Origin of the sequence: Laceyella putida, assembly GCF_042665195.1 — a bacterium.
Classification (GTDB): domain Bacteria; phylum Bacillota; class Bacilli; order Thermoactinomycetales; family Thermoactinomycetaceae; genus Laceyella; species Laceyella putida.
Window position 1 is genome coordinate 60,532 of record NZ_JBHTBW010000058.1, and the last position, 24,282, is coordinate 84,813.

27 protein-coding genes, 1 tRNA gene and 1 pseudogene are annotated in these 24,282 nt (G+C 47.5%); 8 read left to right on the forward strand and 21 right to left on the reverse strand.

What is annotated here, in order from left to right; translation table 11 throughout:
* Window positions 1–15: 15 nt before the first annotated feature.
* The 6 genes from ACFQNG_RS16585 to ACFQNG_RS16610 all read right to left on the reverse strand — a co-directional run bounded on the left by ACFQNG_RS16585 (window position 16) and on the right by ACFQNG_RS16610 (window position 4,476).
* Complete coding sequence (locus ACFQNG_RS16585) at window positions 16–1,101, reverse strand: protein arginine kinase (protein ID WP_379866734.1); 1,086 nt, start codon at window positions 1,099–1,101, stop codon at window positions 16–18.
* A gap of 11 nt (window positions 1,102–1,112) precedes the next feature.
* Window positions 1,113–1,622 (reverse strand): UvrB/UvrC motif-containing protein, encoded by a 510-nt coding sequence (locus ACFQNG_RS16590; protein ID WP_379866735.1) that lies wholly within the window; start codon window positions 1,620–1,622, stop codon window positions 1,113–1,115.
* A gap of 6 nt (window positions 1,623–1,628) precedes the next feature.
* Window positions 1,629–2,099: a CtsR family transcriptional regulator gene (locus tag ACFQNG_RS16595; RefSeq protein ID WP_379866736.1), complete on the reverse strand. Its 471-nt coding sequence runs from the start codon at window positions 2,097–2,099 to the stop codon at window positions 1,629–1,631.
* A 206-nt stretch (window positions 2,100–2,305) separates the two neighbouring features.
* Window positions 2,306–2,995 (reverse strand): MgtC/SapB family protein, encoded by a 690-nt coding sequence (locus ACFQNG_RS16600; protein ID WP_379866737.1) that lies wholly within the window; start codon window positions 2,993–2,995, stop codon window positions 2,306–2,308.
* 179 nt (window positions 2,996–3,174) lie between these two features.
* Entirely contained in the window at window positions 3,175–3,843 is a 669-nt protein-coding gene (locus ACFQNG_RS16605) for an HAD family hydrolase (protein WP_379866739.1), read from the reverse strand.
* 483 nt (window positions 3,844–4,326) lie between these two features.
* Window positions 4,327–4,476 carry a hypothetical protein gene (locus ACFQNG_RS16610; protein ID WP_379866741.1) on the reverse strand — a complete coding sequence of 50 codons (150 nt, stop codon included), beginning with the start codon at window positions 4,474–4,476 and terminating at the stop codon, window positions 4,327–4,329.
* A 52-nt stretch (window positions 4,477–4,528) separates the two neighbouring features.
* On the opposite strand from ACFQNG_RS16610, the gene ACFQNG_RS16615 reads away from it, so the two are divergent.
* The 5 genes from ACFQNG_RS16615 to ACFQNG_RS16635 all read left to right on the forward strand — a co-directional run bounded on the left by ACFQNG_RS16615 (window position 4,529) and on the right by ACFQNG_RS16635 (window position 8,658).
* The gene (locus ACFQNG_RS16615; RefSeq protein WP_379866742.1) at window positions 4,529–5,410 is read left to right on the forward strand and encodes an ABC transporter ATP-binding protein; all 882 of its coding nucleotides are present in this window, start codon (window positions 4,529–4,531) and stop codon (window positions 5,408–5,410) included.
* On the forward strand, window positions 5,397–6,200 hold the full coding sequence (locus ACFQNG_RS16620) for an ABC transporter permease (RefSeq protein ID WP_379866744.1): 804 nt from the start codon (window positions 5,397–5,399) through the stop codon (window positions 6,198–6,200). The genes ACFQNG_RS16615 and ACFQNG_RS16620 overlap by 14 nt, the downstream gene beginning before the upstream one ends.
* Before the next feature lie 130 nt (window positions 6,201–6,330).
* The gene (locus tag ACFQNG_RS16625) at window positions 6,331–7,152 is read left to right on the forward strand and encodes a sensor histidine kinase (RefSeq protein WP_379866746.1); all 822 of its coding nucleotides are present in this window, start codon (window positions 6,331–6,333) and stop codon (window positions 7,150–7,152) included.
* Window positions 7,153–7,839, forward strand: a complete 687-nt coding sequence (locus ACFQNG_RS16630; RefSeq protein ID WP_379866748.1) for a response regulator — start codon at window positions 7,153–7,155, stop codon at window positions 7,837–7,839.
* A 69-nt stretch (window positions 7,840–7,908) separates the two neighbouring features.
* Window positions 7,909–8,658 (forward strand): FixH family protein, encoded by a 750-nt coding sequence (locus tag ACFQNG_RS16635; RefSeq protein ID WP_379866750.1) that lies wholly within the window; start codon window positions 7,909–7,911, stop codon window positions 8,656–8,658.
* 135 nt (window positions 8,659–8,793) lie between these two features.
* Here ACFQNG_RS16635 and ACFQNG_RS16640 read toward each other — a convergent pair whose 3' ends face one another.
* From ACFQNG_RS16640 to ACFQNG_RS16680, 9 genes are all read right to left on the reverse strand, one after another.
* Window positions 8,794–9,900, reverse strand: a complete 1,107-nt coding sequence (locus ACFQNG_RS16640; protein WP_379866752.1) for a site-2 protease family protein — start codon at window positions 9,898–9,900, stop codon at window positions 8,794–8,796.
* A gap of 105 nt (window positions 9,901–10,005) precedes the next feature.
* A complete protein-coding gene (locus ACFQNG_RS16645) occupies window positions 10,006–11,205 on the reverse strand; it encodes an ABC transporter permease (protein ID WP_379866753.1) in 1,200 nt (399 codons plus the stop codon).
* On the reverse strand, window positions 11,202–11,897 hold the full coding sequence (locus ACFQNG_RS16650; RefSeq protein ID WP_379866754.1) for an ABC transporter ATP-binding protein: 696 nt from the start codon (window positions 11,895–11,897) through the stop codon (window positions 11,202–11,204). Before ACFQNG_RS16650 ends, ACFQNG_RS16645 begins: the two co-directional genes overlap by 4 nt.
* Window positions 11,894–12,133 (reverse strand): permuted SH3 domain-containing protein, encoded by a 240-nt coding sequence (locus tag ACFQNG_RS16655; RefSeq protein WP_379866755.1) that lies wholly within the window; start codon window positions 12,131–12,133, stop codon window positions 11,894–11,896. The genes ACFQNG_RS16650 and ACFQNG_RS16655 overlap by 4 nt, the downstream gene beginning before the upstream one ends.
* 2 nt (window positions 12,134–12,135) lie before the next feature.
* Window positions 12,136–12,756 carry an HlyD family secretion protein gene (locus ACFQNG_RS16660; protein WP_379866757.1) on the reverse strand — a complete coding sequence of 207 codons (621 nt, stop codon included), beginning with the start codon at window positions 12,754–12,756 and terminating at the stop codon, window positions 12,136–12,138.
* A gap of 245 nt (window positions 12,757–13,001) precedes the next feature.
* Window positions 13,002–13,077 (reverse strand) — tRNA-Ala (locus ACFQNG_RS16665).
* 211 nt (window positions 13,078–13,288) lie between these two features.
* Entirely contained in the window at window positions 13,289–13,507 is a 219-nt protein-coding gene (locus tag ACFQNG_RS16670) for a hypothetical protein (RefSeq protein WP_379866760.1), read from the reverse strand.
* The gene (locus ACFQNG_RS16675) at window positions 13,479–15,467 is read right to left on the reverse strand and encodes a tetratricopeptide repeat protein (RefSeq protein ID WP_379866762.1); all 1,989 of its coding nucleotides are present in this window, start codon (window positions 15,465–15,467) and stop codon (window positions 13,479–13,481) included. The genes ACFQNG_RS16670 and ACFQNG_RS16675 overlap by 29 nt, the downstream gene beginning before the upstream one ends.
* Window positions 15,460–16,218 carry a protein kinase family protein gene (locus tag ACFQNG_RS16680; RefSeq protein ID WP_379866763.1) on the reverse strand — a complete coding sequence of 253 codons (759 nt, stop codon included), beginning with the start codon at window positions 16,216–16,218 and terminating at the stop codon, window positions 15,460–15,462. Before ACFQNG_RS16680 ends, ACFQNG_RS16675 begins: the two co-directional genes overlap by 8 nt.
* A gap of 270 nt (window positions 16,219–16,488) precedes the next feature.
* Between ACFQNG_RS16680 and ACFQNG_RS16685 the strand changes: the two genes are divergently transcribed.
* Both ACFQNG_RS16685 and ACFQNG_RS16690 read left to right on the forward strand, forming a co-directional pair.
* Complete coding sequence (locus tag ACFQNG_RS16685) at window positions 16,489–16,965, forward strand: MFS transporter (RefSeq protein ID WP_379866765.1); 477 nt, start codon at window positions 16,489–16,491, stop codon at window positions 16,963–16,965.
* Window positions 16,859–17,751 (forward strand): annotated as a pseudogene (locus tag ACFQNG_RS16690) (MFS transporter). Before ACFQNG_RS16685 ends, ACFQNG_RS16690 begins: the two are co-directional and overlap by 107 nt.
* Window positions 17,752–17,791: 40 nt before the next feature.
* On the opposite strand, the gene ACFQNG_RS16695 reads toward ACFQNG_RS16690, so the two are convergent.
* Window positions 17,792–18,628 carry a hypothetical protein gene (locus tag ACFQNG_RS16695; protein ID WP_379866767.1) on the reverse strand — a complete coding sequence of 279 codons (837 nt, stop codon included), beginning with the start codon at window positions 18,626–18,628 and terminating at the stop codon, window positions 17,792–17,794.
* Window positions 18,629–19,116: 488 nt separating this feature from the next.
* Between ACFQNG_RS16695 and ACFQNG_RS16700 the strand changes: the two genes are divergently transcribed.
* A complete protein-coding gene (locus ACFQNG_RS16700; RefSeq protein WP_379866769.1) occupies window positions 19,117–19,332 on the forward strand; it encodes a helix-turn-helix domain-containing protein in 216 nt (71 codons plus the stop codon).
* Between the two features lie 445 nt (window positions 19,333–19,777).
* Here the strand turns inward: ACFQNG_RS16700 and ACFQNG_RS16705 are convergent, their stop codons facing one another.
* The 5 genes from ACFQNG_RS16705 to ACFQNG_RS16725 all read right to left on the reverse strand — a co-directional run bounded on the left by ACFQNG_RS16705 (window position 19,778) and on the right by ACFQNG_RS16725 (window position 24,093).
* Window positions 19,778–20,179 (reverse strand): hypothetical protein, encoded by a 402-nt coding sequence (locus tag ACFQNG_RS16705; RefSeq protein WP_379866772.1) that lies wholly within the window; start codon window positions 20,177–20,179, stop codon window positions 19,778–19,780.
* A 43-nt stretch (window positions 20,180–20,222) separates the two neighbouring features.
* On the reverse strand, window positions 20,223–20,816 hold the full coding sequence (locus ACFQNG_RS16710; protein WP_379866774.1) for a hypothetical protein: 594 nt from the start codon (window positions 20,814–20,816) through the stop codon (window positions 20,223–20,225).
* Complete coding sequence (locus ACFQNG_RS16715; protein ID WP_379866776.1) at window positions 20,791–21,270, reverse strand: hypothetical protein; 480 nt, start codon at window positions 21,268–21,270, stop codon at window positions 20,791–20,793. Before ACFQNG_RS16715 ends, ACFQNG_RS16710 begins: the two co-directional genes overlap by 26 nt.
* 162 nt (window positions 21,271–21,432) lie before the next feature.
* Window positions 21,433–21,927 (reverse strand): hypothetical protein, encoded by a 495-nt coding sequence (locus tag ACFQNG_RS16720; protein ID WP_379866778.1) that lies wholly within the window; start codon window positions 21,925–21,927, stop codon window positions 21,433–21,435.
* Window positions 21,928–21,945: 18 nt separating this feature from the next.
* Entirely contained in the window at window positions 21,946–24,093 is a 2,148-nt protein-coding gene (locus tag ACFQNG_RS16725) for a hypothetical protein (protein ID WP_379866780.1), read from the reverse strand.
* Window positions 24,094–24,282 lie beyond the last annotated feature (189 nt).

Genomic DNA, 24,282 nt, shown 5'->3' on the forward strand with positions numbered 1-24,282 from the left:
GCGGAGTGTCGCATTTTATTCAGTCTGTTGGTCATTCGTTTGCTCCATTGCCAACCGTTCCCGAATAAGCCTTGCGCGTCGGATGTCCCGTTGCTCAGCGTTGAGCCGTTTGCCGGCATATTGTTGCAAAAAGCCGGGCTGCGTCATCACCATCAACTCATTCATCACATTGGCCGATACCCCGACAATCAATCCCATATCAATGCCTAAACGGACATCGGACAAGCGTTTCATCGCCTCATTGGAATCGATGATGCGCGCATGGGCCAAGGTGCCATAGGATCGATGCACTCGGTCTTCCAATTGGGTCAGGGACATCTCCTGAAGTCTCCGCCTTGCTATTTGCTCATGTTCGATCATCTGGCGGACAACTCCTTGCAGGTTATCCAAAATTTCCTCTTCCGACTGCCCCAAGGTGACTTGGTTGGAAACTTGGTAAAGTTGTCCCAGTGCTTCACTCCCTTCGCCGTAAATTCCCCTTACAGCCAATCCCACTTGGGTGATGGCGGGAATCAGGCGGTTCAACTGTTGTGTCATCGCCAGCGCCGGCAAATGAACCATGACGGATGCCCGTATCCCTGTGCCAACATTGGTCGGGCAACTGGTCAAATATCCGTAATCACTTTCAAATGCATAAGTGAGATGAGATTCTAACCAATCATCAATCTGACTTGCCAATTTCCACGCTTTCTCCAATTGAAGGCCTGGAAACAATACCTGGATTCTAACATGGTCTTCTTCATTGATCATGATACTGACTGATTCATCCTGGCTTAAAAGCACTGCGCCATTCCGGGATTCCTCAGCCAACATCGGACTGATCAAATGCTTCTCAACCAAGACCCGCTTTTCCAGATCAGTGAGATCGGACATACGAATCAATTCCGCATCTTTTAAAACAGCTAATCGCTCTTTCTTCCACGCTTCCTCCACTCTGCGCACCACTTCTTCCGCTTGCGATTGGGTGCTCAACATCGGAAACGGAAGACCCGCCAAGTTGCGGGCAATGCGCACACGACTAGAGAAAACAATATCCGACTGCGGACCTTTGACGCGCATCCATTCACTGATCGCATTTTGCATAAAATGTTCAAGCGACATGCGATTCACCCCTATTGTTCCAATTTCTCTTGTAATGAACGGATTTGGTCACGCAGGCGGGCAGCTTCTTCAAACTCTTCCGCTTGGATTTTGGATGCCAGCTCGGCTTTCAATTGTTCCAATTCCCTTTTTAACTTCAATTCCCCTTGAGCGCGTTCCGGAATCTTCCCCCGGTGGGAGGAGTGCCCATGCACCCTCCGCAGCAAAGGATCCAAGCGCTCGCGAAAGGTTTTGTAACAGTTGCCACAGCCAAACCGGCCGATTTTGCTGAATTGGTTATACGTCAAACCACAGGTATTACAGCGTAACGTTTGCGGTTTATATGCTTCTTGGGGAGAGGAGTTGAAATTGAGCAGCCCCGATAACAGTTGATGAAAAGAGAATCCATGTTCAAACCCAGACATGACATCGCCTTTTTCTTGGGCACACACTTCGCACAGATGGAATTCTGTTTTTTCCCCATTCACAATCTTAGTGTAATGAAGTGTGGCCGGCCGTTTTCCGCACTCAGGACAGAGCATCGGCCGTCACTCTCCTTTGCTTGTAAATAATGTTGTAATCAGTATGCGCATCATCCGCGCCCGCATCTGATCGCGCAACGGAATCGGCAGCTGCAATGTTTCCCGCGAAATCAAGCGTTGCATCAAAATCGCTTCACGCTTGGTCATCAGCTTCTCCTCAACCAAGCGGACGATCACGTGTTCCGCCGTCAGTTGCGGGACCGCTTCACCGATCTGCTCAAGCATCTCTTCAAACACTTCACGGCTGTTTTTGAAACGGACCTTCTGGATGCGGATATAACCGCCGCCGCCTCTCTTGCTTTCCACGATATAACCTTTTTCAACCGTAAAGCGGGTACTGATGACATAATTGATTTGCGACGGAACGCATTGAAAAATATCGGCCAATTCACTTCGCTTTACTTCAATGACTCCCGTCTCGCTCTCATTTAAGATTTTCTTGAGATAACGTTCGATAATGTCCGAAATACTACTCATTCGGACAACCTCCTGCTGACTTTGACTAACTTTGACCTTACGATTAAATTATAGATAAAATTTTGCACATTGCCAAGACCCTTCCTTATTATTTTGAACCAAAATCAACCGATTCATTACTGCGATTCCGTCCATATTCAAAGAAGTGGGAGGACGCTGAGCCTGCCCCGGAGATTCAGACCTCTTCCGTTTCGACCAGTTCCCCATCAGTCTGTCCGCACGCTCTTTACGCCTTCGACTTTGCGCATCTCATCAATTAACTCGGTCAGGGCCAACTTTTGCGGCAAGCGAACCGTAAAGGTGATCTCTAACATGTCTGACGATTCCTCGTCTTCCTCAATATTCACCTTGCGCACGCTTCCGCCTTTTTCGCCAATCAGTGACGTGAGTTGTCCCAATTTGCCCGGCTCATCTGTGACCAGAATATGAAGCAAGCAGAATTCCCTTTTTCGAATGAGGAACTTCTCCATTCGTGTCAGCAACTCCAAACTGACCAAGGCGAAGACGGTGGTCAAAATCGCCGCAAACATGAAGCCCGCCCCCACAGCCAAACCGATTCCCGAGACAACCCACAGTGATGCCGCAGTGGTGAGCCCCGTCACGGAAGCGCGGTGGCGCATAATGGTCCCCGCACCCAAAAAGCCGATCCCGCTTACCACTTGGGCGCTTAATCGCGCAGGGTCAAATCGCACTTGACTTTCGTCCATATAATCGGTAAACCCATAGATGGAAATCAGCATAATCAGCGCGGATCCCAAACTAACCAAGATATGGGTTCGAAACCCCGCCGGATGATTGTGCCGCTCCCGTTCCCATCCGACAATGCCCCCTAACAGTGCAGCCAAAAACAGGCGCCAGGTGATATCCAAGTATGGGATTGCCCACAATTGATCCATGGCATGCCCTCCCCTCTTTCGCTGTGATGGTCCAAATGCCGGATTTCGGTCGGCATATGCCATCGTCAGTATCGTTCCACATTTATCCGAGTCCGATCATTTACATCCTTATTGCCGGCTCGCAAACCGCGTTGCCGTGATCGGTTGTGGCAGAAAGCAAGAGCTTGTCAGCCTGGACTTCATTGATTGCCGTTGACAATGGTCAGGAGTTCAGGAAATGTTGACACGGTATGGTCGGCACTTTGCAACTCGTCTTCCTTTCCAAACTGGGGAAAATCCGCGTACCGGCAACCGATGACCGTCAAGCCGTTCTCTTTGCCGGCGCGAACATCAGAGCTTCGGTCACCCACCATAAATCCATGTGTAATTCCATGGGTTTCTTTGCAAATTCGAACTAGGTCCACTTTTGTTTCCGTTTCATAGTCTCCTGCTGTATAAATTCCCTTAAATAAAGAAATTAATCCTTTAGAACTTAAAGCTCCGCGCACATAAGGGCCAACGCCGTTACTCGCGATAAACAAGGTCCACCCTTGGGCAACCAATTGGTTTAATGTCTCTTCCACACCTGGATAACATTGGCCCACGCCTTTCTCAAACAACTCCAATTCCTTCGCCAACATAAGTTTGTCAGCAAGATGGCGAACCTCATCACTTGACTGAGGCAGCAACGTTTCCCAAATCTCTTCATGCGTCATCCCAAATACCGACCGGATCTTCTCATCCGTGGGAAGCTCCCCTTGATATAACCCGTCCCGTCGTAATTGGGCAAACGTTTCCCGAAAAGCGGGCACCCCCACTTTTTCTGTTTGAAACAACGTTCCGTCCAAATCAAAGATAATCGCTTTCATATGATCTCCTTCTTTCCAAATTGATTCCTTCTTATTTTATAGCTAAAGTTGAAAAAACCTGAAATCAATTAGATATAGAAACGAAAAAGATCAATTGAAATAAACTTCCACATTTTTTCACAAATACAATTGACAAAACTGTGACTAAAATATAAAATTTAAAATACTAAAACACCCTTTGTAAAGGAGGTCGTCACCATGAATAAGCTTCTTCTACTTGCTAACACAGGTATGCCTTTGGGCGTTGTTGCCTATATCCAATTGCATACCACTCCCCCCGCAGACGACCTCAATGAACAAAGGTGTGTTTCTTTCCACATTTAGCCTTAGCAAAGTCACACCGCAGGTCGTTTACGCCTGTGGTGTTTATATTTTTCCTTGCACACCACAGGTTTGACGGCCTGTGGTGTTTTTTGCCAGGGGCAGAAAATAAAGGAGGATTTGTAAATATTTCGTTTATTTGCGCGTAAAACCGAGCGTGTTTCACACGAATTCCCCCACAACCGAAGCAATCAACTGCTCACCGATTTCTGGATGATCGAGGGACCTCGCTCCTTCCGCGAAAGCATTATCGGCGACAAGATAGATCGCACCGAACTGCTTCACGATATCCAACGTTACTGGCTGTAACACATAAGCAGCATGCACTTTGGAAAGATGGCCAATTAAAAAAGGAGGGAACCTCTTGTCTGATACCTCAACATTAACCCACAGGGCGGAAGCCGGGGAACAACAACCGCGACACCGTCAGGAAATTGCCATTCGTTGCGAAGACGTCTGCAAGATTTTCCATGAACCGATCAAAGGAAGCCGCTCCCTGAAGAATTTCTTTCTCGGCAAAAACAGGGAGATCAAAGCGGTCGACCACGTGTCTTTCCACGTATACCGGAGGGAAGTGTTTGGTCTGCTCGGCCCCAATGGCTCAGGCAAATCGACGCTGATCCGCTTGCTCTCCACCTTGCTTTATCCTGATAGCGGGACATTAACCATCTTTGGCCATGATGTCATCAAAGAACAGCAAGCCGTCCGTCGCCTCATCAATCGGGTGTCTGTGGAGGCCGCCTTCTTCAAAAAACTGTCCTCATTGGAAAACTTGCGCTACGCCGCCCGCCTTTACGGGATGTCTCCGCATGAAGGCCAAGAAAAAGCGCTCGCCATTCTCAACCGGTTGGGCATGAAACCGGACAAAGCACTCACATCCCTGGAAAATCTGTCACGCGGGATGCAACAAAAAGTGGCCATCGCCCGCGCCCTGATGACTTCCCCTACCCTCGTCTTACTGGATGAACCGACCACCGGTCTCGACCCGAAGTCTAAACGCGACGTGCAAGAGTATGTGGAGGAAGTGATGTCATCCCACGACGCGACCATCATCCTGACGACGCATGACATGGATGAAGCGGAGCGATTGTGTGACCGCATCGCCATTATCGACAACGGAAAAATCGTGGCACTCGATACCGCCGCGGAGCTGAGACGGCAAGTTGGGGCCGATTCTCTGGAGGAAGTCTTCTTTCAATTGACAGGCAAATCATGGGAGGATGTGCAAGCGGATGAAATGGATTGAGTTTCATGCAATGTATGCCTTTGTCGAACGAAGTTTCAGCCTGGTGAAGCGTTATATCACCTGGGAACTGGTCTTTCTCTTCTACAACATCGTGAATACCTTGACCATCGGCTTAATCGGACTAACGGTAAATGGCGCCGAACGGGAAACCACCGTCCTCTATTTGGTCATCGGGGCCCTCTTCTGGGGGTTCATGTCGATTCAGTTTGAGGAAGTCTCCAACTCCATTACATGGGAGCGGTGGGAAGGCACCATTGAATATACGTTTATGGCACCCATTCGACGGATCACCCACCTGGTTGGCATGTGTTTCTTTGCCATCCTCTATGGTACCGTGCGCACGATCGTTGTCTTGGTTGCTGTCGCTTTCTTCTTTGATTTATCGATGGATCAGGCCAACCTCGTCAGCGCGCTTACCGTCTTGTTGGTGGCCAGTCCCGCATTCATCGGCCTGGGGCTGATTGCCGCCATCTTGCCCCTTCTCTCGCCTGAGCGCGGTTCACAAGCGACCCACATCATTCAAGGTGTGATTCTACTCGTCTCCGGTGTTTACTATGATATTCGCGTCTTGCCGGAATGGCTTCAACCTTTGTCTACCCTCTCTCCAGCCACTTATGCCCTTGATGCCGCACGAAAGGCCATTCTCCAAGGGGCAGGGATCATCGACCTAAGCCACAGCTTGTTCGCTCTCTTGGGCATCGGCCTTGTTTTGATCCCCCTGGGTTTGTTTGTTTTCCATTTGGCTGAGAATTACGCGATGAAAACGGGTAAACTCAAACGGAACGGGTAAATCACGCCTTCGCCCCGATCTTCCTCACGGCAGCCCATCCACCGGGCTGCCTTTTCCTTTTTGTTTACAGATTAAACGGTGTGCTTCATGATATATGGAGGAAGCATGATTTTGTGACGGAGTGATAAAGTTGCGTTACCAACAGATTAAATGGCTGATCCTGATCATCCCAACGATCGTGGTGGGGCTGTGGGAATATGTGCGGCATGAGTTTCTCCTTTCGTATCTCTCCATGGATGCGGGCAATATCCTCACGCCTGTCATCGTGTTTCTCGTTACCATCACGTTACTGCTTCGCTTGTTTGTCATCTATGAAAAAATGCAAGAAGAACTAAAAAAAGAACGTGCGGAAAAAGCCGTTTTAAAAGAACGGGAACGCATTGCCCGGGAATTGCACGACGGGATCGCGCAAACCTTATTCTTGTGCTCGGTGCAATTGGACCACCTTAAGCAGAAATACGATGATGGCGAACTCAACCAAGTGCATAAACATTTGCGCCAAATCCATGATGATGTGCGCCAATCGATCTACAATCTTAAGCACTCTTCCACCGCCGCTTCCCATGTCTGGCAGGAGCGGCTGAGCCATTGGTTGAACCAATTCCGGCTCGACACGGGAATCCCGTTGGAAGCCGAACTCACATTAAAGGAAGAACGCTTAAATCCCCGTGAAAAAGTGGAGTTGTTCGCCTGCATACAAGAAGCCTTAACCAACATTCGCAAACATGCCTCCGCCGAGCATGTCACACTGCGATTAGAACCGCTTCAGTCCGGCTGGTCCCTGACGGTGCTCGATGACGGCAAAGGGTTTACCGGCGATCCTTTTCAACACCATGATCGCTTCGGCCTGAAGATTATGCAGGAGCGGGCCCGCAACATGAAGGCCTCCTTCAGCTTCACGCGGGAAAACGGCATCACCCGACTCCAAATCAAACGACGGGAGGACACCTAAATGCAAGAACCTTGTCGCATTCTCATCGGCGATGATCATGAACACGCCCGTCAGGCCATGAGGCTGATTATCGAACAAGATCCCTCATTCCATTTGGTGGGGGAGGCCAAAGATGGCTTTGAAGTGGTTCAATTGGCGGAGAAACTGATGCCCGACATGGTTTTGATGGATATCAACATGCCGGGATTGAATGGCTTGGAAGCAACAAGGTTAATCAAAGAGCAATATCCTTCTATCAAAATTGTGATGGTCACCGTGTCCGATGATGCGTCCGATCTGTTTGAGGCACTGAAAAAGGGAGCGCAAGGCTACCTGTTGAAAAACTTGAATCCCTCCATGTGGTTAACCTATTTGCGCTCGATCGCAGCTGATGAGGCACCGATGCCGAAAGAAATCGCCAGCCGGATTTTGCATGAATTCACCCTTTCCCCCCACAAGACCACCTCAACCAAGCTAACCGGGCGTGAACAAGAGATCCTCACGCATGTGGCAAAGGGGCTCAGCAACCGTGAAATCGCCGCCATCTGCATGATTTCGGAGTACACCGTCAAAAACCATCTCAAAAATATCATGCAGAAGCTACACTTGCATAACCGTGTGCAACTGGCCCGTTTCGCCGTTGAACAAGGTTGGGTCTCCCAACAGTTTCAGGTCGGGTCAGGGAAAGATAGCCCGAAAGAGGGATAGTCAATCAGCGCAGAATGGATAACAATAGGGGTTGAGCCTTTCGACAGGATCAGAAGGGAGTAAGTTGGAATGAAACGACAAACAGCCATGTTCTTAGTGGGTCTCCTCTCTGTGTTTGGGCTATTGACAGCATGCAATCTCAACACAGACCAAGCTCAGCACCATCAGCACCACGGACAAAATCCCCAACCCACCCAATTAACCATTACTTTTAAAACGAATCCGACCCATCCCAGCAAGGGTGAGTCTGTTAAACTTATTTCGAATATCACCGCCAATAAGCTACCTGTTGGAGATGCCAAGGTGGAATTTGAAGTATGGAAGCAGGGCAACAAACATGAAATGATCCCGGCGAAAAAGGAAAAGGATGGCGTCTACCAAGCCGCCCGCGCATTTAAAGAAGATGGGCAGCATGTGGTGGTTGTGCACGTAACCACACCGGCCACCCACCAGATGATCAATGCCACCTTTGTCGTCGGCGACCCGAATGCTTCCGATGGCCACGCTTCCAACGGCCACCACAACGACAGCGGGCTTCACTTGCATATCGAAGCGCCCGACGAAGCCAAAGCAGGAGCACAAGTAGCGATCATTGGCCATGTCACCAAAGAAAATAAGCCGTTTGCCGATGCGGATGTCCAGTTTGAATATTGGAAAGAAGGCAACAGCAAACACGCGTTTTCCGATACGGCAGAAACCAAGGACGGCCGCTATGAAACCCGCCTGTCTTTCCCTGAGCCAGGCACATACCAAATCAAGTTGCACGTGGAAAAAGGCAAAGTTCATGACCACACAGAGAGAACGATTACGATAAAATAGTTTCAATCCATTTCCCAGATGACTAAACTTTTGATAAAATAAGTGAACGAGAGTCATTCTCGTTACCCAACCTATGAGCTAATTCCACTAAAAAAGAGGAATCTATCCAACCTGATAGGATTCCTCTTTTTCTTATTAAGATCCACCCATTTGCGCCAGCGGGGTTTGGCCCATCAGATAAACCATATAACCGAGAAATGCGATCAATCCGAAATATGCCACGCCATAAGCCCACCGCTTCTTGGGTGACACACTGTAATATTTCTCATCTTGGGCAATCGCTCCAACCCGTTCCGGGGTGAATCGCCCTTCCAAAATCATGCGCACTTCCCCATGCTCCTCGGCGGGAGGGAAGGTCTTGACCAAATTCATTTCGTGGACTTCCCCTTGCAACTCAAATGTGGCGATGGTGCCTAAACCGGGATACTCGACTGAGACAAGATGGGTTTGATCCTTCAACGCACAATATTGGCGAAACGGCAATGAGCGGCGGTGATCCTCTCCCGGAATCCACATTCCTTCCTCATAAAACCGCCGTTCGGGTATTTTGGCTTCCACATGGAACGTCCGCGGCTTGGGTTGCCGTTTTTTACGACCGTATGTAAACCATAGTTCCATGACAAACAACAGATAAATCACGATTAAAAGCCAACTTTGCAACCAGAAGATCAGGACCGCGCCGATAATGAGACCCACCACCCACAACCAACGCGTCACGGCCGTAACAATTCTTCCCCCATCCAAAGGATGCACCGGGATCATATTAAACAAATTAAGCATAAAACCAACCATGGCGATCGCCAAGAGAACCGGTTGATCCAGCCATAGGCCCAAACCATAACACAAAAGCGCGCCGATCGTGCCCAACAGGGGTCCTCCATAAGCGATGAACGCTTCCGTTTCCGCATCCGCGGGCTGGCGCTTCATCGTGATGAGCGCGCCCAAAAATGGGATAAACGATGGCGCCGAAACCGGAATGCCTTTGAGGCGCGCAGCCCATACATGTCCCATTTCATGGATAAAAATCATAATGACAAGTCCGACCGCAAACTCTAGTGGATAGAACAACGCATAGCCGCCAATCGAGATAAACATGGTGATCAATGTGCCACCAAATTTGCCAAACTTCAACAGCGGTAACAACGCCTTTAGCTTCCCACCCAAGCTGAGGATCAGCACACCCAACCCGCCTAACCAGGATAGCAGCCGGTTTCTCCCGCTTTTCTTTTGCTCCTCATCCACAACCCCTTGCCTCCTTTATCCTTTTCATCATTACCCTTTTCCCCCTTTTCGTAAAAATATGCAAAAAATGAAGGGCGTCATTCCCCAACGCTCCTTCATTTTTGTTCATTCGTAACGCAAGCAGTCAATCGGGTTAAGTTGAGCCGCCTTCTTTGCAGGCAACAAACCAAAGGCGACCCCGAAAATCAGGGAAAAAACAACCCCACCGAACGCGACTGGCATGGAGACGGTTGCAGGCCAAATTCCCATGTAATCAATCATCCATGCGACGCCAACGCCAATGGCTATTCCCAGTCCCCCACCCAGGACACAGATCGTTACCGCTTCAACGAGGAACTGGATCAAGATATGGTGTTTGGTCGCCCCAAGGGCTTTGCGAATCCCAATTTCCCGCGTCCGTTCCGTCACGGAAACGAGCATGATATTCATCACCCCGATTCCGCCCACCAATAAGGAAATCCCTCCAATGCTGCCGATCACCACTGTCATAATATCGGCAACCTGGTTGATTCCCTCTGTCACTTGCTCTAAATTTTGCACTTCATATTTATCTTGCTCATTATGGTTTCGATGTAGCAATTGCACCGCTTGTTGGCCGACTTGCTCGATTTTGCCGGGGTCTTTCACTTGAATGGTGACGGTGTCCAACTTCATCTTGCCAAAAACACTGCTCCAAGTAAGCGTTGGTAAATAGACTTCCGGAATTTGCAAAAGGTCCTTGATCCCTTTGCTTTTTGCCAGCACGCCTACCACTTTTAGCGGTTGTTCTTTAATCCATACGATCTTGCCCAACGGATGTTGCCCGGGAAATAATTCTTGTGCCACGACGGAGGAAATGATGACTCCCCCGCTGGTACTGCTGTAATCTCCACTATGAAACATTCTCCCCTCGGCCAATTCCGAGCCGTTGGACGTGATATGCTCATTCGTATCGATCCCGTATATAAAAGCCCTTTCTATCTCTTTATCCCGATGCTGAATCGTTCCGCCGATATAATTGAAACCCATCACCCGCTTCACCTCTGGAATATGCTTCAATGCGTCCAAGTCTTTCCGGGTGAATGCCGACTGTTTGTCAGCAGGCAAGAGGGATAATTTTTTCTTCTCTTTTTTAGGTGTGAGGGTAATGGCATTTTCCTTCCCGGCAAATGTTTGGGTCAGCTGGTCTTTACCGCCTTGGCCAATTCCCACGATTACGATGACGGAGGCCACTCCTATAACAATCCCCAACATCGTTAGAAATGAACGCAATTTATGGGCCAATACCGAGTTTATAGCCATGCGCATATATTCGGTGAGCTTCATGTCAACACCATTCCTTTGATCGGCACCCCATCTTTAATGATCCGCCCATCACGGATATGAATGACCCGCTCGGCACGCTCGGCCACCTCCGCGTCATGGGTGATCATCACGATCGTCCGTCCTTCGCTATGTAGCTCATCAAACAAGTTCAACACCACTTGGCTGGATACCGAATCAAGGGCGCCTGTCGGCTCATCCGCCAGCAACACTCTGGGATCGGTCACCAATGCCCGGGCGATCGCCACCCTTTGCTGTTGCCCCCCTGACAATTCCGCTGGACGATGCCCGCTTCGTCCAGCCAATCCCACTTTCTTCAGCGCCATCATGGCCCTATGTTCCCTCACCGCCTTTGGCAATCCCGCATAGGTCAACGGCAACTCCACATTTTGTAGCGCATTCATCCGCGGCAACAATTGAAATTGTTGAAACACAAAACCGATCGTCCGGTTCCTCACTCGCGCCAATCGGCGATCCGTCTCCGCAAACACATCATTTCCATCAAGCAAATAGCGCCCCTCCGTTGGTCGATCCAACAATCCGATCACATTCATCAAGGTGGACTTCCCCGATCCCGAGGGTCCCATGATGGCCACATATTCACCGGGGCAGATCGCCAGATGAATGTTGTTCAGCACGGTCATCTCGTGATTACCCAGCATATATGTTTTGTGAATGCCCAGCAACTCGATCATTGCACATTCACGTCCATCCCGTTCACTAATCCCTTTGATGGATTGACGACGACCTGATCGCTGGCCAGAAGACCCGACAAGATCTCCACCCACTGTTCATTCCGTTTGCCGACCCGAACAGCCTTTTCCACCGCTTTCCCCTCACGGACCACATAGACCACTTGTTGCTCCTCCCGTTCCACGACCGCAGTGGCGGGAAGGCTCATCGCCTCGGCATTGGACGTAACAATATCCACAATTAACTTGGTTCCAATCTTAAAGGGAGGTTTGCCACCAAGCGTAATCTCCACCGGATATTGACTTGCTCATCTTCAGCCAATCCATGCTCATTGGGCAGCATGCCCACATCCTTCACCTTGCCTTGCCATCCTTTTTCCGGCATGGCTTCGGTCATCACCCTGGCGGATTGCCCCACTTTTACTTTCATGATGTCAAATTCGGAAATGTTGGCCACCACTTTCAACTGAGACATGTCCGCTACGACGACAATCGGTCCGTTCCCCCCTTGACCCGAAACCAGGATGTTTTCCGCTCTGACGACGGTGCCGTTCATCTTGCTTGTCACAAAAGTGCTGCCTCCCGCCGCGCCTTCATACTCAACCAGCCGATCGCCTTTCGCCACTTTCTCTCCCGTTTCCACCAACACTCGCTTTATCTCACCGCGTTCCGGTTGCACATAGACCTCTTGCTTCTTTGCCGACTCCAACTTGCCCGATGTGGTAAAGGTTTCTTTCAACTTTACGGATGTCAACCGACTTACCTTGACCGACTCATCTGCCCGCACATGCTGGATCACGGCCGCGACGATTGCCACAGTCATCAATGCCGCGCCCCCGATTTTCATCCACTTGTTCTTCATAAGACGCCTCCCTCTCTCATCATGATTGTCACGAACACCCTCTTCTGGTCTGCGAATTTTCTCCGGCGATCCTCTTTTGGTTTCATTATCCAATTCTACATTATTATGCAATATTCGCAAAAGGGGTAATTTTGCGATAAACGGAGTCGTTTTGAACTTTCACTGTAATTCTATAGGTTGTTTGCCTAATCCTGTAAAAGACCGCAAAAAAGTTGCACCCCCTAACCGAGGTGCAACTTTGGTTTTGGTGGAGCTAAGCGGATTCGAACCGCTGACCCCCTGCTTGCAAGGCAGGTGCTCTCCCAGCTGAGCTATAGCCCCATATGATATTAAAGACAAGAATTATATTACTATCTGGGATATCGGAAGTCAAGCAAGGGCAGAAATGAAAGAAAGTTAAGACGAATCGATTCGCCGACGGTAACGAACTTTTTCCGATCCGGCAAGTGGCTTTTCATCCGTATGGGCGGGAGCCTGATTTCCCTTTGGCCACACAACGCTTTATAAAAAAAGACCAGCTCATTGAGCTGATCTATTCTTCCTCTTGCGCTTTCGCTTTTATTTCTGTTCCCGCTTGAACAGGTGGGAAATCGATCTGTTCCAGTTCCATTTGCAATGAAGGCGTCTGCACCACAATGGGAGGCAACGCCTCGCTGTCGGAGGCGAAGGTGAGAAGCGCTCCCACCCCAAAAATGGTGAAAAATAGCCCGCCAACCCAGCGTTTACGATTTTTTCGCATCGGTTTCTTCATCCTTCTTCTCCTCCTTTTTAGGCGATGCCGGTTTTGGCTTGATCATCTGGGCTTTTTTGATCGCTTCTTGCACCAAGGCGTTATTTGCGTCAATCTGGTAAGCTTTTTCAAGCGCACCCAAGGCTTTCTCTTTTTCCCCCAACGCGATGTACGTCAGTCCCAACTGATATAGGTACGTGGCATTGTTCGGCTCCAACTCCGCCGCTTTCTCCGCCGCATAGTTCGCCGATTTGAAGTTACCATGCAAATAATGTGCCAACGCCTTGTAGTATTGTCCCTCTGGGAATCGTTTCTCTTTATCCACCGCATCATCAAACGCGCGATACGCCCGTTTGGTGTAATCCGCCATCTCCTCTTCTTTCTTCTCTTCACTGAGGGAATTGTTTTTGGAGATTTGTTCCCATTTCTTCAGGTAAAGTACCCCCAGGGTGAGATAGTACTTCTCTTCATCGCGATCGGCGTATTTCACCGCTTTTTTGGCTTCGTTAATCGCATCGTCCAACTCGCCTTTGGTGTTGAGAAATACGGCTAAATCATGGTAATAGCGGGAGGTCTTTTTGCTGACCATCGTGGCGTAGCGAAGGGACTGGATCGCCTTGTCATACTGCTTTAAAGCCCCGTAGATTTTTCCTTGATGATAATAATAAGACCCTGCACTGGGATTTAGCTTTACGGCACGGTCCGCCGCTTCCATCGCGCGGGAATAATCTTTCAAGTAGTAAGCGAAGACCCCCAAGTCATCGTACAGTCTCGCTTCTTCAGGAAATGCAATGATTGCCGCTTCCAGCACTTGCTTCCCTTTTTCGTATTCTTGCGCCACGCCATACATATTGGCCAGGTTGATGTAGTATTCTTTTTTGCCCAAATCGGCACTGAGCGCCTTCCGCCCCAAGTCAATCGCCTGTTCCAGCTGTTTGCGGTCATACGCCAAGTTGGATTGCTGATAATAGGCGAAAGCTTGCTCGCTTCCTTGCTCTACCGTCGGGTCAAGAATGCCCCCGGCGGCCAAGACATCTTCTGCCGAATCGCCACTCAACCATGAAAACGCCATAAAAGCCAAGGCCAACACGGCGACCACACCGATCAGCGCCAGAATCGGCCGACGCGCCCGCGGGCGTTCCCCGACCGCTTGGCCTTTCACCGGCTGCTTCCCTTTCACTGAGGTCGGCAAAGCTTCTGCGGTCTTGGTTTCAGGAGTGCTCGTTTTATCCGGCAGGGCTTCCGTTGCCGGTTTGGCCTTTTTCTGCTTTTTCTCTTCATACTGCTCAGCCCACCGCCAGAAATCCTGAACGCGGGGCCGTTTTAATGGATCTGATGACAACGCGCGTTGAATCAGGCTTTCCAGCTCGAGCGACATATCCTTCCGCGTCGCTTTCACTTGCTCCACTTTGTCGGCTTTGTCATCGACTCGTTTTCCTGTGAGCATCTGGTACAGCAATTGGGCCACTTTCTTCACATCTTCCGCTTCACGGCGCGTCACCCCAAACAGTCGCTTGGGCCCGCCAAACAAGAAGCGGACTTCCCCCGTCGAGGTAATCATCATATTCTGCGGATCCACCAGCGCAAACTGCTCTTCATCGTAACACTGCATCAAATGGTTGGTGACCATTTTCAGTATCCGGGCGACTTCATCCATCGCGAGCGGAGCGGTGCGCATCAGATAGATTCCTAACAGAATCCCTTCCATCTTATTGAATACCTGATACAGCTTCCCATCTTCCAAAAACACTTCTTGAATCGGGAAGAACATTTCCTGATTGCGTGACATCAACTCATCCAGTTCGTAATCAGCCGGCTTTTTCTTCATCTCGACCGCATGAATGAAGCGAGTGTGCCCGGAATCCAGCTGCCCTTCTTTCTTCATGGTGGTATAATAAAGAACCCCTTCTACAAAGGGAAACACATTGATAATCTCATATGTACCTTGTATCTTGTCGCCTTTCTTTTTAAACTCACTCATCACGCTCTCCTCCAACTTTCACCCTTCGTTCTATTAACCATTCCAGAAAATCGGCTGTTTCACTAATCGTCGGTCGCTTATGGAGATCAAATGAACATGTGCGGCTAACCCATTCATCCAACTCGGGCGGGCACTCCGCGCAATAGGTGGAAATCGGCGGAATCGTCAAGCCAACGCCCATGGGGTTTTTTCCCGTTAACATTCTATAAATCAATGCTCCCAGCGTATATGAATCGACAAGTTGGTTCGTCTTCTGATCCACTTGGGGAACCACCCCTTTGGGAATCGTCCCCCAAGCCCCGCCATATAAGAAGCGGATCGCCTTGCCGGGAGTCAACACAATATTTTGCGGATGGATGATCGTCAATTGGTTCTCTCCATATAACCGTAGCAGGTGATTTACGATTCCCCGCGCTATCCAGACGGCTTCTTTCAAGTTTAGAGGAGAATGCTGAATTAAATGATGAGCAAGGAGGATTCCTTCCAAGCGGCGAAACACTTGATACAAGACGCCGTCTTCCACAAACACTTCCCGCACCGGAAAAAAAACGGACTCATCCCGCGCCGAAATCGCCTCCGGCTCCACTTGCTGTGGCATCGCCCCCAGCTCAAGCGCATGGATAAAACGGGTATATGCGATACCCGAATCCAGGCTCACTTCCGTATAATACAGGGTGCCGATGACAAATGGAAATGTTTTGAGCACACGGTACGTCCCGTTGATCATCTCCCCTTGTTCTTTCAGCCTCATACAGCGCTTCCCCTTTAAATCTGATTTTTACTTTTTTAAGATCCGAACCTACTACCTTCCATTCTATCACGAACCCCCCTCATTAGAGTAGAGATCGGAGTTAGTTCATACATCTTTAAATGAACTTATATGCAGGAAAAAGAAAAGGGGTGTTTAATTTTAAAGGAAATCTAACTCGAACCCACTATTCGCCCCCTACTAAACTTAGTTGCAACGAGCCATCTCTTCACTGAAGCGAACCATCTTTCCATGAATTGGAGGATTCCTCTCATGAATCGACAAGTGATTCGTAGTTGGGCCATGTATGATTGGGCCAACTCCGCCTTTGCCACGACCATCATGGCAGCGGTAATGCCCATTTTCTTCTCCGATGTGGCGGGGAAAGGACTCGATCCTACCACATCGACCGCCTATTGGGGTTACACCCAATCGCTCTCATTGATCATGATTGTGTTTCTCTCTCCCCTGCTCGGGGCCATTGCCGATGTCACCAACAAGAAAAAAGGCTTTCTGCGGTTTTTCACTCTCTTGGGAACCACTTCTTCCCTCTTGATGGTCACGATTGGCGAAGGGGATTGGCTCTGGGCTTCCCTGCTCGTCTTTCTGGGCACGCTGGCTTTCTCTGGTGCCAACATCTTTTATGGACGCTTTTCTGACAGAGATCGCCCCAGAAGAGAAAAGAGATCAGGTTTCTTCCCTCGGTTATGCTTATGGATATATCGGCGGCGGCATCCTGTTGACCATTAATCTGGTCATGATCCAGTTTCATGAAACGATCGGCATCAGTAAACTCTTGGCCACCCAGCTTTCCTTCCTGACTGTGGGAATCTGGTGTGGGGCTTTGCCACCCCTCTGTTTAAACATGTACCCGAACCGCCGAAAACATCAGGAAGCCGATCCACCACCCAGATCATGCGCCAAGGCTTCTCCACGGTCATCCAAACCTTGCGGCGCATCCACCGGAATCCCGAATTGCTCAAATTCCTGCTCGCCTTCTGGTTTTTCAATGATGGCATCAATACCATTATCAAGATGGCCACCATCTATGGAACCGAGATTGGCATCGCCCAAGGGGATCTCATCGCCGCCTTGCTCATTACCCAATTTGTCGGAATCCCCTGCACCTTGTTGTTCGCCAACATCGCAGACCGAATCGGAACCAAGCTCACCCTCATCCTCACCTTGATCATCTATCTCATCATCGTCACCTTGGGCTATTTTATGACAACTAGCCTTCATTTTTATCTGCTGGCCATTATGGTTGGCTTCGTGCAGGGAGGAAGCCAGGCCCTAAGCCGCTCGATTTTCAGCCTGATGGTTCCACCTGCCCACAACGCCGAGTTCTTCGGTTTCTTTGGACTCTCCGGCAAGTTCGCCTCTGTCTTCGGCCCTGCCGTCTTTGGACTCGTGGGCCAATGGGCCGGAACGAGTCGTGCCGGTATTGCCGCCCTTTCCCTCTTCTTCTTCATCGGCATCTTGCTGTTGATGTTCGTGGACATCGACAAAGGAAAACAAGAAGCGATCCAAACATAAAAGCTCTTCCCCATCGGGAGAGCTCACATTCTCTTTGCCCTTAACTTGAAATCGAATTTCGCGGATTGCGGTTCTTCACATAAATCGAGGTGAGCAAGAGCGGTTCCTTCTCCGTTTGCGGCATCGTATCCTGACATACCCCGGACTCTTCCGCATGCCGGCGATGATTCAGATTCAACGCTCGCAGCACTCCTCTATAACACAGGGATAATTGCCATAGGCCAAACCACAAATCGAGGCGGTACAAGGGAACGTGACGGGAAAACCGCCGATGCAACCGATGCCACGCTTGCAAATCTTTGGCGAACAGCTCTTGTTGGGTTTGAACCAACAGGGCATACTGATCGCGCAACTTACTTAGCTCGGTTATCATGTCTCCTGAAGCCATGTGCTCTTGCACGGACTTTAAGAGCATTCTCCGTCCATTCAACACCACTTGGGTCATCTCTTGTTCCAATCGGATCAATACCATGGACGCTTCCTCAACCGAGCGAACCGCTTCCAAAAACGCACTCCCCATTCCCCGTTCAGCCAGATGGTGCAACACCTGAATCATCTGGTATAACTTCACCATCAGTTTCGGTTTCAAGTGTTTCTGACCCATTCCGAAAAACAAGTTCTGGCTGACATCCACCAAATGCACCACTTGGTATATCACTTCCCGCACCTCTTTAAACGACAACACCATTCCATCATCCCGCACCACCAACGTCGATTGGAAAGGCTGATAACAGACGTAATAATAACAATACCCTTGATACTGAATGCGCCATGGCAACACTTCACTCGTTTCCTCTGCTTGGCGATGCCGGTCGATCACCCGCATCACCGCTTCGGGAATCTCCAACTTCCCTTTCTTCATGGGAATGAACTGCAACCATCCCACCCCCTGTCTTACCCTTTTGGAAGTCAAGGCTCTGGTCATCCTCATTGATCTATCTCATCGGGGCGTGGTCTAAAGCCCGCTTGCTACCTTTTCATGAGGGAATCCCCCACACACGATGCCATATCCCAAACAACTTGGTCCAACTCGAGGGAAACCCCCTCTCCTTCCAAAGCCCACGCTCACCCGTTATACTGAAACGGAATGATCCCTATCCCTTTTCGCCATAGACAAACCTTTTCCCCTTCTATCCGCGTGGAACGGAAAGACAGGTTAATTAATATTAGAAAAAGTCTATAATCGAAAATTATTTTTATTTGAATAAAGTATGAACAAAGCTATAATGAATATTAGCTCACCCTTGGAAAGTGTTAGCACCTTTTATCCCATTCTTTTTGAATTTATTCCGTTTTAAATGGACTATTGACAACCTAAACGCACTTATTTAAACTAAAAACCAATGAGTAAAGGGGGGCTGACCGGTGAAGGTCTACACGCCCGAAGAGGTGGCTGACATTCTCCGTGTCAACATCAACTCCGTCTATCAGTGGATCAAGGAGGGCAAACTGGCTCATGCCAAGTTGGGGGTGCGCATGATTCGCATCAGCGACGACCAGCTACAAGATTTTTTTTCACGCATGTCCGTCAAAGCTACATATCCCTCCTCCAGACATCCAGATGACCCGCATGAAGATTAGGTCCAGCCCGTGACTTTTTTCTTTCCAAGGGAGGGCTTCTCTTCATCATCTTTCTCGTATGGTTCAACCCAAGCTGACCATAAAGCGTGATCACACAAGCAATATGCTTCTCCTCATTTTCTTTAAGATCGTCGTGTCTCAAGAAGGCGGACGATTTGCAAGCTTTTGGTTTTGGATATCTGTAAATTGGCGTTTATCATTTCGCTTTACCCACCGTCATTCCCGGACATGACATGATGGTCCGTTTGATATGCGTTGTGGAGTCAGGCAGCGAGAACCGTTGCCTGTTTTTGTGTTTTTGGCAATGGAAACAGTCTTTTATTCACATGGGTTATTTGTAATAAATCCCTTCACATAAAAAGGTCGCGCAGATTTCTTCTGCACGACCCGATTGCAAAGCCTTTTCATTTATTGACAGCCCTTTAAAGGTGGATATTATTGGAAATCACTTACGCTCCAAATCCTCTAGTTTCGTCCATGGTATGACTTGAACCCTTTTCACCTGCTCACATTCATTGTATATAACGATAAATCCAACCGACTTCACATTTTCAAACCCATAATAGCAGACAAGTTCATCCTTGCGAACAAGCTCTTCTTTCAAAAGTTTATATCTTCTTAAAGAGTTTTCCACCTCTTTCTTCTGCCTGCCCACAGTGATAAATCGATCCGCTAATTCTTTTTTAATCTCCAGAGCATTCTTTTCAGCTTCCTTTTCCAGATACGCAAAACTCAACAACCGATTATTGGAATCATAAATCGCTTCATATATCCCTCTGCCGCCAGCTCTACCATAAATCACTTTTATTCCATTGGGTACAACAACCACTGGCTTTACACGGTGCAAACCATGTAATCTATTTCAACACAGCGCCCTACACCTCAAAACCTTAGTACTGGCCAAAATTAATTTGATCTATGTGTAAATAAGTTGGCAAAGCAGTGGCCTCCGTCACTTTTTTGGCCTTATTACATTTTACAACTATACCAATGACATGTTTATACTTATTACCGTAAAAACAAACCACACTACCATCAGCTTTTATTATTTCCTTCAAATTAGCAAAACCATATTTTTTAAATACTTCTTCTACATTTTCTTTTAAACTTCCTACAGTTGCAAATCTATTCACATGTTTTTGCCTTAATTCGAACCCAGTTTTCTTTACTTCTTCTTTCAGGAAATGAATTTTTAACAACCTATCCTGCTTATCATAAATCATTTCATAAATCCCATGCCCATCCCGTAAACCATAAATCACCTTTGTTCCTTCAGGTACTCTCTCGTCCGGTTTAACTCGTTTTAAACTGTAAATTCTCCCTAAATATTCTTCTACATTTAGTCGATGATCTCCTAAATGAATATACATTTCAAGTCTCCCGTATTCATTTCCTTTGCCATCTTTAATAAAAACACCCACTATTTTGTGGGTGCTTCTCAAAAAGAAACATCTTTCATCAATATCGGTTGACATCAATCTCATCTATTCTCACTCTTGGTATGGCCATTGCTTCTTTTACTTTGTCATTTTTATCATAAATCACTACAATCCCTACTGATTGTCTTTTTAAATTGCCATAAAAACCAACAGTTTCACCATTCTCTTTTTTTGATTGCTTAACTAAACGATAAGCATACTTTGCAAAACTGTTTTCTACTTCTTTCCTATCACTTCCTAAATAAGCAAAGTCATTCACATATTCTTCACGGATTTTGAATGAATTTCTAACTACTTCATCTTCAAGATACTCTATATGAACCAATTGGTCATTAGAATCATAGGTAAATTGATAGATTCCATGACCATCTCTTAAGCCATAAGTTACTTTAATACCTTGATGTGATTTCTTTTCTCTTACTTTTTTCAGACCATAAATTCTACCTAGAATTTCTTCTACATCAATCCTGCAATCTCCAGTATTAACGAATTTTAACATGAACTCTCTCCCATAATTTACTTTCTCTAATGTAGATCAACCCATTTTACTACTAAAATCATCCTCTCCTTATCAGAAGCTCTTCTAACCTTAAAAAAAGAAAAGATGATGGCTCATCGAACCAACATCTTTTTGCAATATCAACACAGACATTTTTCAATTCTATTTAAGCGTGGAAATAAACTTATCTACATCAAAATTCTCTTTTTTCGTCAATGGCAACGCATCCGATTTCTTAACACAGTTATTTTTATCGTAAATGACATATCCTTTAATATCGCCTTGTAACTCATTACCGTAAAAACAAATTTCACCATCATCAAGCTTTCTGCTAATAATTAAATCGTAGCCATAACGAGTAAACATTCGTTCTACATTTTTTCTATCTTTACCTGGTGGAGCATATTTCGCTACTCTCTTTTTTCGATTTTCAAAACTAAATTTCTTCACTTCTTCTTCTAGATACAAAACATCTATTACCCGATTGTGCTCATCATACGTAATTTCATATACACCTTGACCATCGTTAAAACCATATGTTACCTTGATTCCATTTTCTACCTTTTTCTCCGGTTTAACTTGTTTTAGTAAAGAAGCCCTGCCCAAAAATTCCTCTACATCAGATCGGTAATCTCCTGGACTGATCTTACCTGCCATTCTCTACTTCCTCTCTTTTTACTTCTTAATTTCAACCCACCCTTTACCATCATAGGAATACTTAGGTTGAAAGACGCCCTTTTCATCAAAAAATCCTATCTGTTCTCCAACTTTGAAGTCCTGCCAATCCTCAAACTTATATTCCGGTAACAAACTGCCATCCCTTGCCGTTAAAAATCCGCTTCCTGAAAAAGGATTGGATGGCAAATTGTCAAACCACCTTAAATCGGTGATTTTGGGCACATCAAACATAAACGGCACATCTTTCTTAGCCAAATCCTTAGGAGGTTCAAATCTAATTGCCCAAGTATGTTTGCTCTCATTCGCAAGGTGATATGTTCCAGGATAATCTAATCGCAAATGATCGTAAATAAAGGTCTCGCGGTCTTGACCGCCATAAAATTTGGCATCTCCCCAAAAACCTTTAAATTGTTTATATTCTCCCTTTATATATTTTCCTTTATCATATTCTGTAATAACCTTAAACCCTTCTTTGGGCTTTGGCAAACTCAATCTCACTTTCTCCATAAAAGCAATTTCTTCAGGAGAATAGGACAATGTAGGAGTATGGACCAATTTCGCTATCTTCTTAAGGTCCGCTTCAGTATAACCCTGTTTTAACAGATGTTCTGTTACCAGATTTGGTTTGGGTCCTACTTTTTCAAAATAACTAGCCCTTGCAAAAGACAAATAAGTTTCAGGGCTTGAATACATCGTATCTAAAGCATCATCAACTAGAGAACCATCTAAATCACTTTTAATCTTTTTCGCTGCAATATCTATGCGATTTTGCATTTCCTCAATAGCTTGATTATCCAAACTACTTAACTTCTCCAGATCATCCGCTAAATACTTAGCTGAAGCCGAATCCTTTATTATAGACTCCTTTATCTTATTTATAACACTTGTATCTCCAGATATATCCATCAATCTCTGCAACCCTTTTTCCGCTTCGGCCGATCTTACAAGTTGATTAAGTTGATCAACATGTTCCTCCGGTAGATCCGCAAAAACCTGTCTAATCTTCTCATTGCTTATTTCAACAGGCTTTGAAGCATTCCCCTTGCCACTGCCGGCCACTTGACTGGCATCATCGCTTTTGCCCGAAAACATCCCCGACACATCACAGCCATCTTTCTGCAACATCGCAATCGATGCGAAAGGTCCCGGCGCCTGTTGATACGCCAAGCATTCATCGAGATTTTTCAACACCGGACTCATCTTCGCCACGATCGGTTTGGTGGCGCCTTTAAAGGCGGAAACGGTTTTGTCCACCAGCGGTTTGGCATAGGGGGTGACGAAATTGACCCCACCCACCACCGCGGCACCGGCCAAACCGGACAGCGCGGCTTTCTTCCAATCGATCTTCTTGCCATGGAGCAGATCGTCGACCATGCTGGTTCCGGCACCTTCCACCGCCGTGACAAAGCCCATCTTGCTGAAGACTTTCTGAATCGGTCCGGGCATCTTGCTGATCAATTTTCCCGCTCCATTCAGAACCGGTCCAAGAATGCGGGAACCGGCAAGCGCGGTGATGGCCTTTTGGCCAAAAGCCGAAGCCAATCCTTTGGTGATCCCGCCGGCCAATCCCATACTGACGATACCGAGCAGCCCGCCAATCGCGGCTTCCATGAAGGTATGCTTATCGATCTTTCCGCCATTCAGCGCGAGACTAAAGCCAAACGAAGTGGCCCAGCCAATCAAGATCGAGGCGCCGACGCCTTGCAATCCGGGAATAAACAAGCAAGCCACGCCTGCCGCCAAAACGAGCCCGGAAATGATGTATTCTTTATTCTCTTTTGTCCATTCCCATGCTTGGTGCAGCCCTTCGGATACAGTATGTACCAGGCTTTTGCCCTTATCAAAAAGCTTCTTGTACCATGGACGGTTATCCTGATCCGGTGCGGTGTGTCCCTTGCCCTTATGGTTGGGGTCCGCCGAATCGAGGTCTGGGGCTTGATAGGGATCAGGCGCTTTATATATATTGTCCGGCGCCTTATATGGGTCTGGGGCATTATAGATGTCAGGTGCTTTATACGGATCCGGTGGTTTGTACGGATCGGGCGCGTTATATCCCTCCGCCAACACCGTTATTGGTAAAATGAAGGAAAACAGAAAGAAAATGAGCGCTATTGCTGAAAAGCAGCGAAAAAACATTTTATTCAATCAAATCACCTCACTATTATTTTAATATAAGGCGACTTGATGAGAAATGTATGAACGTGACAGCACTTTGAAATCCTTCATTCCCCTTAAAAGATGCAAAAAAAGCTCCTTTAAAATAGGAGCTGAGAATGTTGACAAACCCTGCGAATCAACTTTGTTGATCGCAGGGTTTTTGTATATAAAAGGGAT